This is a genomic window from Gilliamella mensalis (assembly GCF_900103085.1).
Classification (GTDB): domain Bacteria; phylum Pseudomonadota; class Gammaproteobacteria; order Enterobacterales; family Orbaceae; genus Gilliamella; species Gilliamella mensalis.
In genome coordinates, this window is record NZ_FMWR01000014.1 from 89,114 (window position 1) to 101,507 (window position 12,394).

The following is a 12,394-nucleotide window of genomic DNA, read 5'->3' on the forward strand; positions in this document are numbered from 1 at the left end:
ATTGTGCTTATAAATGATTAGAGTAAAACTAGAATAAGATTATTGGCAATAATATAAAGGTAAATATTAAAATACGCAATAACATATGGTGTGGTATGGTGAGTCATTCTTCAGTCATTTCCTTTGCTTATTCTAGGTTATTAAAAAGATACAAATCTAACAATTCGGTTCGATAAGTGCGGTTAAATGGTTCAATGTAACCGTTTTGATATAGATTACTGACCTCAATATAATTCGTGTGATTCTTAGAAAAGAATTATTATTTTATTATTGATGAATAGGAAAAATATGCCATATTGATCTTTTCGAGCAATTTGTTTAATTATATCATTTTTACTCTTATTTTGAGGCAATTTGAGTAGAGATAGGTTGACAAGTTAACTAAATGTAGTAGAGCCTAGTTTTGATAATATTTTAGACATAAAAAAACAGCCTGTTGCTGGTGTTCTTTTTTGAATTGGTGCCAGTGGTCGGACTCGAACCGACACGCTTTTAAGGGCGGCGGATTTTGAATCCGCTGCGTCTACCAATTTCGCCACACTGGCATTAAACGTGTAAATAAGTAAACGTTAGCATTATACTTAGCTTTGCAATATCTGCAACAAGTATTCTCGTAAAGTGCTTTATATGCCTAAAAAACAAGCTACCGTCTAGGTTTCCATGCGGGTAATTTTTTAAGGATTATATAAGCCGTTTGCTTAGCCACTGCGTTATCAACATTATGATTTTTAGCATATTGTAATGTGACTTCATACCATTTTTCGTCAAATGTTTTCATTGTGCCATCTTTACGAGCACAATGTTTACAATAGCTTTTTGACATATCAAGCAACGGATAATCAGCAATAGCTGTCATTGGCATGCCACAAGCAATACACATTTTCATATTCTAAGTCCCAATAAAATTTAAAAAGTGACTTAATAATTGCCATCTTTATTATATGTATAAAAAAGCCTACTCTTAGTTACACAAGATTACAATATACAATTAAACAGAACTAAATAGATTTTTCAGAAATTAAGATCAAATTGTGATGTGATTGGATTTAATTGTGGTTGTGGTTGTCGTTGTTGCTGTGATAATAAATAACGACGCCTTGCTGCCCGTTGTTTGCATAAACGCAAAACATCTTGCTTTTGGCTATCACTCAAGGTTAACCACTTAAAGCGTTCGTCTCTTGAGCGATAGCAGGTAATACAATAGCCTTGTTTATCAGTTTCGCAAACCCGTTTACAAGGGCTTGGGATATCAAAAAATTCAATCTGATCCAAATTATTCCTCGTCTTTTAGGCAATTCGATATATTTATTAATGTTCTTTTAAGCCTAAACCTTTACTAAGCACTTTAAAACAGTCATCACAATCATGTGTAGCGGCATGGAGTAATGTTTGAGTCGGTGCGTGGATTAATTTATTGGTTAAACGGTGGGAAAACTCAGCAAAAACATCGTCAATATTAGCACCCTGCTTGATAGCATTTAAAGCTTTTATTTGTAATTCACGCTTAATACTTTCCGCATTACTCCGATACTGCTTAACATAAGCAACTGCATGTCTAGTTTTAATCCAATCAATGAAATATTCAGCTTGTTCTTGAATAAGATATTGTGCTTCTTTAGCGGCAATAGCGCGTTGTTCTAAATTACTTTCAACCGTTTTTTGTAAGTCATCAATAGTATAAAGATGCACATTATTGAGCTGATTAACCTCTTCCTCAACATCACGAGGCACGGCTAAATCAATAAACAACATTTTACGATAATTTCTAGCATGTAAGGTACGTTCGACCATGCCTTTACCTATGATAGGTAAAGGGCTTGCTGTTGAACTAATCACAATATCAACATCTTTAAGTCGATTAGCGATATCAGGCAATGAAATGATTTCTGCATCGATACCAGCCGCAAGTTTTAATGCCTTTTCACGGGTACGATTGGCAATAATCACGTGATTAAACCCATGCGGTTTTAGATAGCGCGAGATAAGCTCTATCGTTTTCCCTGCTCCAACAAGCATAATATTTAAACTAGAAGTATCAACAAAAAGATGACGAGCAACTAAACAAGCAGCATAAGCAACAGATGCCGTATTAGCACCAATATTGGTTTCACTGCGGACAATTTTTGCCACATGAAATACTGTTTGAAATAGTTTTTTTAATTGGACAGATAAACAGTTTTGTTTTTGAGCAAAACTATATGCCTGCTTAACTTGTCCTAAGATTTGTGGCTCACCAATGATCATTGAGTCCAAACCACTAGCCACCGACATCAAATGTTCAATAGCTTGTTGACCGTCATGCCAATAAAGTGAGTCTTGATATAGATCAATATCAAGATGATGAAATTGCCCCAACCAACTTTCTACCGACTGTTTTAATCTTAGATAATCGGTTTGATACTCATAACTTAAATAAATTTCAGTTCGATTACAGGTAGACAAAATCACACACCCTTCAACCAAAGGATGTTGGTATAAGCTATATAGCGCTTTATCGACAATCTCAGTAGGAAAAGCAAGTCTTTCCCTTAAAGCGACTGGCGCAGTTTTATGATTAACACCAAAAATTGTAATGGACATTGCATCGCTTCTTTTTTGCAGGTTATATTTGATATAATTATTTTATTAAGCGTTTTTAAAAACTATATTATACATAAAAAAACAATAAAGGTTCTTTTTCTTATTCAGCAAATTATCAGTTATAATACTGCCATTGTTGGCATAAACAACTAAGAGTTATTCCATGTCTAAAATTAAATATGCTTTAATTATCATGCTACCGTTACTTATCACGGCTTGCCAAACAACGAAATCTCAAAACAATACATCGGTTGCGCAACAGTGGCAAGTTCATCAACAAAATCTAAAACAAATAAACGCTTTTCAAGTAAAAGGTAGTATCGCTTATATAAGTGATAAATCACGTAGTTATGGACGATTTTTGATAACTCAACAATCAACCGATAATTACCAAGTCAAATTGACCTCACCGGTTGGTACCAACATTTTAACTTTAAACGCTGAGCCTAATTATGCTCAATTGATTGATAAACATGGTGAAAGCTACCAAGATGTCAATGTTGAAAATCTTATGAAAAAAATATCTAACGTAAATATCCCACTTAATTCTTTACACAATTGGCTAAAAGGTTTTTCAGACAATATCAATACTGATAAATTAGATAATTCAGGACGATTAGTTTCCACCGTATTTATGCAAAATAACCATAAATGGACATTAAAAATTCCAAGTTATGCAGTTTATACCTATAAAAATCAAAAAATTGATTTGCCAGCTACTATCGAACTTACGCATGATGACGAAGTTGTCCGCTTAAAAATTAGTAATTGGATTTTAAGATAATGGATAATAGTGATGAAACAGTGGTTATCTCCTGCTAAATTAAATTTATTTTTATATATTACTGGTCGTCGTGCTGACAATTATCATAATTTACAAACGTTGTTTCAATTTATCGACTATTATGACACTGTAACCTTTAGTACGCGCAAAGATAACAATATTAACTTATTAACCGATTTTGCAAACATACCGGCTAATAAAAACTTAATTGTCATTGCCGCTGAACAACTAAAAAATTATACCAACCGCAATGACTTAGGTGTAGATATCACAATTGATAAAAAAATTCCAATGGGTGGTGGATTGGGTGGTGCATCATCCAATGCAGCTACGGTATTAGTAGCACTTAATCAGTTATGGCAACTTAACTTATCCACTGAAACATTAATGGATATAGGACGAAACATTGGTGCCGATGTCCCTATTTTTATTTATGGACATGCTGCTTTTGCTGAAGGAATTGGCGATCAATTTCAACCTGTAGATATACCAGAATATTGGTATCTAGTTACTTACCCTAATATTGAAATATCTACAGTTAAAATTTTTAATGATCCTGAGCTAACTCGTAACACACCGGTCCAAAACATCACCGATTTGCTTTCATTGCCGTTTAACGAATTGCAAAATGATTGTGAAAGCATTGTTCGAAAACGCTATCCTAAAGTAGACAATATAATTACTTACCTTTCTCAATATGGTACTACTCGATTAACCGGCACCGGTGCATGTGTTTTTACACAGTGTGAATCAAAGCAGCAAGCATTAACCATTCAAAACAAACTTAAAGAACTCTCAATCCATAGTTTTGTGGCTAAATCATTAAACTCTTCACCTTTATACGCAAATTAAACAAAAGACCTTAATCTAAAAATATCATTAGATGGTTAAGGTTTTTTATAAATAATGCCAATGGTTAAATATTAAATAAGCTACATTTGTGCCAAGCGCTAATCTTGCTATCACTAATAATAGTTAAGTTCAAATCAAACTAACCAACAAAATAAAAAATAGTTGTCTTTTTTTCGGTTGCAACGCTTCGTGTTTATTTAATATGCTAGCCGGATTGCTAATTCCTCAGTTATTAAATTAACTAAAATTGAGACTTTTAAAAACTATGCTTATTACTAATGTCGAAAAAATAAAACAATATTATCAAGCTTTACTGGCAAAGGATGCGCACTATATCGGGATATTTTACGCAGGCGTTAAAACAACATCGATATTTTGTATTGCGACTTGCCGAGCAAAGAAACCAAAATTTGAAAATGTAGAATTTTTTAGCACTTTTAAAGAAGCGCTTGATGCAGGGTATCGCCCTTGTAAAATTTGTAAACCAACTGAAAACGCAAATGAAGCACCACCAGAAGTTGTTAAAGCTATTACATTAATTACACAAAATCCCAAAACAAAAATATCGGATACACAATTAAAAGAACATCAAATAACTCCCGAAACAGTCAGACGCTGGTTCAAAAAACACTATGGTATTACTTTCCAATCCTACCAAAGAATGTATCGAATTAATCATGCCTTTCAAGAGCTTAAAATCGGCAAAAATGTCATTAATACCGCTTATGATACAGGATATGAATCTTTAAGTGGCTTTGGATATACCTATAAAAAAATCACCAAAAATTCCCCATTAATAAGCATTAACCAAGACATTATCCTAATTAATCGCTTAACAACGCCATTAGGACCTATGTTTATATGCTCCACTAATCAAGGGATCTGCTTATTAGAATTTGTCGACAGACGAATGTTAGAAACCGAATTCGAACAGCTGCAAAAACAGTTAAAATTGCAGATAATTTTTGGGGATAACCAGCATATAAAACAAGCAAAAGAAGAAATTACTGAGTACTTTCAAGGAAAAAGACAACATTTTAGTGTCAATTTGTATACACCAGGAACAGATTTTCAGCAAACAGTTTGGGACAGTTTAAAGCAGATCCCTTATGGCAAACTAACTACCTATAAAGCACAAGCAGAAAACATCAATAATCCACATGCTATACGTGCAGTTGCAAACGCAAATGGGTTTAATCGAGTCGCAATTATCATACCTTGTCACAGAGTCATTGGATCAAATGGTGAATTAATGGGATATGGCGGAGGATTAGAAAGAAAACGCTGGTTAATTGAACATGAAAAAAATCACACAAATCAAAATTAAATGCATTTGTAAAAATTTGTAAAAAAACATAAAGTGCTTAAAAAGAAATTTTTACAACATGGTATTATTTAACAATTAATCACTATCGTACTAATGACACGGATATACTAACTTATAAGTATTGCTAGGTTTCGGCATGAAATCACAGTTTCTTTATTGCAACTAAAAAGTTTGCAGGTATATAATGAAAAACTAGCAACTCTTATAGAAAAGACTTAGAGAGCATTTAAATGAATCAGTTACAAGAAAAACTTGCATTAATTAAAGACAGCATACTTACCATTCCCAATTACCCAAAAGATGGGGTTTTGTTTCGTGATATTACCAGTTTACTTGCTAATCCTATTGCATTTAAAACCACTGTTGAATTACTAATTGATCATTATCGTAATAAAAAAATTGACAAAGTTGTTGGCACAGAAGCCCGAGGTTTTATTTTTGCAGCGCCAATTGCGTTAGCATTGGGTGTAGGTTTTATTCCTGTTCGTAAACCTAATAAATTACCTCGTCACGTATTTAAAGAGGAATATCAACTTGAGTACGGTACAGATACATTAGAAATTCACACAGATGCCATTAAACCGGGTGAACGGGTATTAATTATTGATGATTTACTCGCTACAGGTGGAACGATCGCTGCAACAGCTAACTTAATTCGTAAAGCTGGTGGTATTGCCGAAAATGCCGCATTTGTGATCAACTTACCGGATTTAGGAGGCAAAACAAAGTTAACAGATATGGGGATTGATTGCTTTACTTTAGTTAATTTTGACGGCGAATAATGATTATCATTAAAGGCACGCTTGGTGCCTTTTTTTCATTTTAAGTACCTTTAATTTCTTTTCCTTTCTATAATAAAATCATTAAGTTATTCTTATTTCATACAAAATATATATACGCTTCACTTCACCTAAATTCAGATGCCCCAATTAAAATAAGAAATCAATAAAAAACCAACTAAAAACGAATAAAAACACACTTTACATCTTGATAAAGCCTTAAATGTGAATTATTATTCATTAATAAAGCATAATTATTTAAAAGGAAATAAAATGAAAAAATTTAACCACATTATTGCAAGAATGCCCGCTAAATCACTAATTAATGGTTTAACATCAGCCTCTTTAGGCAAACCAGATTATCAAAAAGCCTTAGATCAGCACAACAATTACATCCGAGCATTACAACTGTGCGATGTTGATATCACAATTTTACCCGCCGATGAACGCTTTCCAGATTCGGTATTTGTTGAAGATGCAGTCCTTTGTACGCCATATTGCGCCATTATTACAAGACCTGGAGCCGAAAGCCGCAGGGAAGAAACTGAAATTATTGCTGACACCATCGAAAGATTTTATCCAAATAAAGTGGAAAGAATTAACGCACCCGGTACAGTTGAAGCGGGCGATATAATGATGGTTGAAAACCACTACTACATTGGCTTATCGGTTCGAACCAACCAAGCTGGTGCTAACCAAATGATAGCTATTTTAGAAAAGTACGGATTAACTGGCTCAGTAGTTAAGCTCGAAAAAGTGTTACATCTAAAAACGGGTCTTGCTTATTTAGAGAATAACAACTTATTAGCAACAGGCGAATTTATCACTAAACCCGAATTCCAACACCTTAATATTATTGAAATCCCTGAGCAAGAAAGTTATGCGGCTAACTGCATATGGGTTAACGACCGCGTTATTATGCCTGCAGGCTACCCAATCACAAAAGGTAAAATTGCAAAGCTTGGTTACCAAGTTATCGAAGTGGATACCTCTGAATATCGAAAAATAGATGGTGGCGTAAGTTGCATGTCATTACGATTTTAAAATGATTGAATGAAAACCTACTAATACTCAACTTAACAATAAGCGAACTATGAATACACCAATACAAAAAAAGCTAGGCATACTTCCCCTTACTCTATTAGTTGTTGGCAGTATTGTAGGAAGTGGAATTTTTAGCCTACCGCAAAATATGGCCGAAGGGTCAGGGACTGCAGGGATTTTAATTGCATGGACAATAACCCTTTTAGGCATGTTCATGCTAACACGGGTATTTCAATATTTATCGATCCGATTTTACAAAATCAATGATGGATTATACGGCTATGTACGAGAAGGATTTGGCGATTATATCGGCTTTAATGCAGCATGGGGATACTGGATATCGGCATGGATGTCGTGTACTAGCTACTTAGTTATTTTATTTAGCGCATTAGGATCTTTTGATAGCTTAAACTTCTTTGGTCATGGCACCACATTACCGGCAGTTATTGCGGCTATTTTATTGTTATGGATAGTACATTATTTTGTATTAAAAGGAATATATCGCGCCTTTTTATTAAATTGTTTAGTTACATTAGCTAAAATTGTGCCTATTGGTTTATTTATTGTTTGTGTTAGCCTCGCCTTTAAAATCTCGACATTTAAGATCGACTTTTGGGGAACACCGCAATTAGGATCAATTATTGATCAAGTTGAAAACACCATGCTTTATACCGTTTGGGTCTATTTAGGAATTGAAAGCGCAACGGTTTATGCCAAAAGAGCCAAAAATATTATCAGTATTAGTCGCGCAACCTTTTTTGGCTTTGCCATTACCAGTTTATTACTTATTTGTGTATCTGTGTTATCGCTTGGCATTGTGCCACAGCAAGAACTGGCACAAATGAAAAACCCATCAATGGCCTTAGTCATTGAACGTGTCATTGGTAGTTGGGGGGCGACCTTGATCAACATCGGCTTAATCGTATCGGTCAGTGGAGGATTATTATCGTGGCTAATGCTAGCTGCCGAAATGCTATTTTTAAGCGGTCAAGGCAAACAGCACACGGTGCCAAGTTGCTTTGGTAAACTCAACAAAGCGGGTACACCTTCCAACGCATTATGGTTAACAACAAGCTTAATAACGGTATTAATTATCCTTGCTCATTTCAATCAATCGGGCTACAACACCTTAATCCAGTTATCAACATCAATGGTGCTGATCCCCTACTTGCTTTCGGCACTTTTTGTTTTCAAATTGGCTATTCAACAAGGCAAAGCCTATTTAATTATGATTGGCGCTTTAGGATCGATTTATGGAGTATGGTTGATTTATGCTGGTGGTACAACTTATTTATTACTTTCCATGATACTCTATAGTGTAGGACTATGTTTTTATCTCTATGCCAGAAAGGAACGATCTTTACCAGCATTTAGTTACTTACACGACAAAGTGTATGCTATTGCAATTATCCTATTAGCTGTCATCGCTATTTTATACTTCTTGATCTGATCATATTTAGTCGAGGCTTTTTGACAATCTCAAAAAGCCTCATATGAGCAAAAAATACGAATATATAAAAGGAATACAAGCGACTTAAATAATAAATTATATTTGTATATAACATTAATTTTATGCTTTAACTTTTGAGGATGAAAATTTCTTTTATCAAGATTTATTACTTACTATTAAATAACTTATATTCACTATGAAATTAAAAATAAGTAAGCATCTAAGCGTTATTTTCGAAACAGATAAAAATCAGCTAACAACCGTCTAAACTCTTGTGAATAACGTCCATCATCATCTCGCATACACAATTCCTGCGAATTAATCTTATTAGACTGAATTAATGAAAAAGCCATCAACGACAACGAAAAGTCTTTATCTGCACTATATCTAATATTCATCAATTCGTGTAAATATAACTGATTAGATTCACATAATAACCTAAACTGATTGGATAAATGATAAGGCAAAACTAAACAAAATTGACCTGCCGGGTTTAATAAACGCTTAACCGTGTCAATAAGCTGTTGAAAGTTTAAACTTTCGGTATAGCGTGCTAATTGCCTTTGCGGATTACGACAATCAACAGCGGATTCAAAATAAGGGGGATTGGTCACAATCAAATCATAGCCCACGGCATGACTTGGCTCAAATTGATTAATATCGATATTAATCGCATTAACCGAGGTAAACCCAGCTTGTTGGCTATTTTGCTGACATTGTGCCACCGCCTGCACATCAATATCAATCGCATCAATTTGACAGTGATTATGCTCTAATCGCTGAGCTAACATCAACGCAATTACGCCACAACCGCAGCCAATATCCAGTATTTTTTGCGGAGCAGAACGAATGGGCGCCCATGCGCCTAACAAACAACTATCAGTTGTTACCTTCATTGGACTTTTGTCGTGCCCAACAAAAAAACGTTTAAAGGTAAAGCCACCTTTTTTTAATGGTAATGGATTATTGTGCATGTTTAAACTTCTTAAACAAAGGTTTATTTGACGCAATCGCATCAGCCCAGCGCGTTGGTTCAGGCAAGCGATAGCCACGCAAGCATAAATTAACCCATTTTAAAGCGCTATCTTGACTCACTCGGTGACCGGCCGAAATAAATAAAGGATTGCAATTATTTTTACTGCATAGCACCCAACCAATCTGCTCTTGCTTATCTTGCAAAGGTGTGACACTACCCGCTTGTTTTGGTAATGATTCATACTGACCACACAACTTTTTTTTAGCCACTCCAATCGTTGGCATATCTAGCAACAAACCTAAATGACTAGCAATACCTAAACGTCGAGGGTGAGCAACACCTTGCCCATCAACGAACAATAAATCGGGTTTCTGAGTTACCTGCTGCCATGCCTCGATCAATGCGGGATACTCACGAAAAGATAAATAACCGGGAATATAAGGAAACTGCGTTTTTATTCGAGCAATATGGTATTCAACAACTTTAAAATCAGGATAAGTAAGAACAACAATTGCAGCTCTAGTCACATGACCATCATCCTCAAAGCCTACATCGGTTCCACCAATAAATTTAACCGACTGACAAAACGCATCGGTTAATATAACTTGTTTTGCTAACGTCTGTTGTGTTTGCCTTAATTGTTCTAAATTAATAGACATTTTGATTCTGTTCAGTATTATTATCCACAATAAATTGATTTTACCAGAATTAGCATGCCATATACATTAGCAAATCCCGTTGAACTAACAGAAGAAATAAAAAAAAGCCGCTTTATTGTCAATGCTGCGCCAGTTACAACAGCCGAACAAGCCACCGACTTTATTAACCAAATCAGTGATCCCAACGCTACTCACAACTGCTGGGCATGGAAGATTGGACAACAATATCGATTTAACGACGATGGCGAGCCTACCAGCACTGCCGGTCGCCCTATCCTTTCCGCCATTGAAGGGCAAAATTGCGATCAAGTGGTTGTGGTGGTAACTCGCTACTTTGGTGGCATAAAACTGGGTACTGGCGGGTTAATTCGTGCTTATGGTGGTTCGGCTAGCCACTGCTTACAACAAGCTGAGCTGATTGAACTTATTGCCCGTATTCCTCTGCATTTTCACTGCTATTATAGTGAATGGCCAATTATTGAAAATCGTCTAAAGGAGCTTGATGCCATTATTGAAAATCAAGAGTTTGATGCTGAAGGTGTCAAAGTCACAACAGGCATAACACAAGATAAATCGCAATTACTGCAAAAAAATATCAGCGACATCACCCGTGGACGTGTTATGATCAAGTTATAAATAAAGAAAAAATCGGTAAAAATTATAGTGATGTGGAAACATCTGTAATTAAATATTTAAAGGATAATCAAATCAGATAAATAGCTTTTATCAAAACGCTCACTTAACCACAGTTTTTCATTGCATTGTTATTCAAGAGAATCTCCATAAGCTAAAGCTTCGCCTTTAGCAACAAAAGTTATAAGCATTTTATGACAACTAGCTAGGTATTTTTTTAAATACTCAAGATTACAAAATTATTAATATTGTTAATAGAACACAGTTTTGTTGTCATCATGACCAACAATAATTTAATAATTATCAACACAAAAGCTTCAAATATGAATAAACACCGCACTAAAAAGGTAAATAAATACAGTGAAAAAACAAAAAATATAACAAACTGCTGGCACTATTACAAATAAGAAGCCAATTAATTTTAAAAATCCATTTTCACATGTAAATAGCATAATTATACCAAATATAAAAATAGTGAGATACATCCACCATAAAAGGATTAATGATGCTCTCATAGCGTTCAATAATGGAATCATAAAATATCCTTTCAAACCGTAAAATTCTATGAATTATATCAACTAGTAGAAAATTATTAACATTAATTTTAACTACCACATTGATTATTTGGCGTGCTTAACAATTTACTGCTAATATTTAAAGTTTTAGCATATGTTCGTTTTTTACAACTAAATTTTTTAATATATTCAAATATATAATTTATTTTTTTATTATTATTTAATGATATCACCCTTACCACATCTTCATTTTGAGGTTGGTGATAATAGTTTGTAAGAACAGAATACTACCATTTTTCATCGTAGTAGAAATAGTAACGGTTATTAATAACACATTTAGTAATGTTAAGAATACTAGTTAAATTGTTAGCTAAGCTTTATTTAGAAGAATAAATATCAATCCTGGATTATTTTATAATTAATGATTTTAATTTGAAAATATGACTAAGATATACCTGTTATGGCATAAATCATTTTAAGCAATGATTAACTAAGGATATAGCAATGAATAAAAAGAGATAATCTAGAATGGTGGCCCCTACTGGACTTGAACCAGTGACCAATCGATTATGAGTCGACTGCTCTGACCAACTGAGCTAAGGGGCCATTTGGGTGTGCTACTGAGTTAGTAGGGTTATGATTATAATAGAGTTGAATCAAATTTGCTATAGTTAATTAATAAAATAGGTCGGTTTGATTATTTATTAAACTGTAATTTATTGGATTTTATGCGAGTTTAATTACTGATATTTTTTGTTTAATTAAACTGATACAATAATTTGGTTTATTACTGTT

12 protein-coding genes, 2 tRNA genes and 1 pseudogene are annotated in these 12,394 nt (G+C 34.2%); 7 read left to right on the top strand and 8 right to left on the bottom strand.

Features of this window, described 5'->3' with window-relative positions; all coding sequences use genetic code 11:
- Positions 1-133: 133 nt before the first annotated feature.
- From BQ5209_RS10605 to hemA, 5 genes and pseudogenes are all read right to left on the bottom strand, one after another.
- Positions 134-226: pseudogene (locus tag BQ5209_RS10605) on the bottom strand (integrase core domain-containing protein); the annotation flags it as partial.
- A gap of 232 nt (positions 227-458) precedes the next feature.
- Positions 459-545 (bottom strand) — tRNA-Leu (locus BQ5209_RS07815).
- Positions 546-643: 98 nt separating this feature from the next.
- Entirely contained in the window at positions 644-886 is a 243-nt protein-coding gene (locus tag BQ5209_RS07820) for a zinc ribbon domain-containing protein (protein ID WP_085247981.1), read from the bottom strand.
- 125 nt (positions 887-1,011) lie between these two features.
- Entirely contained in the window at positions 1,012-1,272 is a 261-nt protein-coding gene (locus BQ5209_RS07825) for a DUF1289 domain-containing protein (RefSeq protein WP_085247982.1), read from the bottom strand.
- Positions 1,273-1,308: 36 nt separating this feature from the next.
- A complete protein-coding gene (gene hemA / locus BQ5209_RS07830) occupies positions 1,309-2,580 on the bottom strand; it encodes a glutamyl-tRNA reductase (RefSeq protein WP_085247983.1) in 1,272 nt (423 codons plus the stop codon).
- A gap of 163 nt (positions 2,581-2,743) precedes the next feature.
- On the opposite strand from hemA, the gene lolB reads away from it, so the two are divergent.
- The 6 genes from lolB to BQ5209_RS07860 all read left to right on the top strand — a co-directional run bounded on the left by lolB (position 2,744) and on the right by BQ5209_RS07860 (position 8,816).
- A complete protein-coding gene (gene lolB / locus BQ5209_RS07835; RefSeq protein ID WP_085247984.1) occupies positions 2,744-3,364 on the top strand; it encodes a lipoprotein insertase outer membrane protein LolB in 621 nt (206 codons plus the stop codon).
- 12 nt (positions 3,365-3,376) lie between these two features.
- Positions 3,377-4,216 carry a 4-(cytidine 5'-diphospho)-2-C-methyl-D-erythritol kinase gene (ispE, locus tag BQ5209_RS07840; protein ID WP_085247985.1) on the top strand — a complete coding sequence of 280 codons (840 nt, stop codon included), beginning with the start codon at positions 3,377-3,379 and terminating at the stop codon, positions 4,214-4,216.
- 265 nt (positions 4,217-4,481) lie between these two features.
- Positions 4,482-5,543, top strand: coding sequence for a bifunctional transcriptional activator/DNA repair enzyme AdaA (locus BQ5209_RS07845; protein ID WP_085247986.1), 1,062 nt, complete (start codon positions 4,482-4,484; stop codon positions 5,541-5,543).
- Positions 5,544-5,773: 230 nt separating this feature from the next.
- Positions 5,774-6,325: an adenine phosphoribosyltransferase gene (gene apt, locus BQ5209_RS07850; RefSeq protein ID WP_085247987.1), complete on the top strand. Its 552-nt coding sequence runs from the start codon at positions 5,774-5,776 to the stop codon at positions 6,323-6,325.
- A 270-nt stretch (positions 6,326-6,595) separates the two neighbouring features.
- Positions 6,596-7,366 (top strand): dimethylargininase, encoded by a 771-nt coding sequence (ddaH, locus tag BQ5209_RS07855; RefSeq protein ID WP_085247988.1) that lies wholly within the window; start codon positions 6,596-6,598, stop codon positions 7,364-7,366.
- A gap of 49 nt (positions 7,367-7,415) precedes the next feature.
- The gene (locus tag BQ5209_RS07860; RefSeq protein ID WP_085247989.1) at positions 7,416-8,816 is read left to right on the top strand and encodes a basic amino acid/polyamine antiporter; all 1,401 of its coding nucleotides are present in this window, start codon (positions 7,416-7,418) and stop codon (positions 8,814-8,816) included.
- A 227-nt stretch (positions 8,817-9,043) separates the two neighbouring features.
- On the opposite strand, the gene BQ5209_RS07865 is transcribed toward BQ5209_RS07860, so the two are convergent.
- Together BQ5209_RS07865 and nfi are read right to left on the bottom strand one after the other, a co-directional pair.
- Complete coding sequence (locus BQ5209_RS07865) at positions 9,044-9,790, bottom strand: tRNA1(Val) (adenine(37)-N6)-methyltransferase (RefSeq protein ID WP_167370330.1); 747 nt, start codon at positions 9,788-9,790, stop codon at positions 9,044-9,046.
- Positions 9,780-10,445: a deoxyribonuclease V gene (gene nfi / locus BQ5209_RS07870; protein ID WP_085248142.1), complete on the bottom strand. Its 666-nt coding sequence runs from the start codon at positions 10,443-10,445 to the stop codon at positions 9,780-9,782. The genes BQ5209_RS07865 and nfi overlap by 11 nt, the downstream gene beginning before the upstream one ends.
- Before the next feature lie 60 nt (positions 10,446-10,505).
- On the opposite strand from nfi, the gene BQ5209_RS07875 reads away from it, so the two are divergent.
- Positions 10,506-11,087 (top strand): IMPACT family protein, encoded by a 582-nt coding sequence (locus tag BQ5209_RS07875; RefSeq protein WP_085247991.1) that lies wholly within the window; start codon positions 10,506-10,508, stop codon positions 11,085-11,087.
- A gap of 1,041 nt (positions 11,088-12,128) precedes the next feature.
- Here BQ5209_RS07875 and BQ5209_RS07885 read toward each other — a convergent pair.
- A tRNA-Ile gene (locus tag BQ5209_RS07885) sits at positions 12,129-12,205 on the bottom strand.
- Positions 12,206-12,394: the final 189 nt, after the last annotated feature.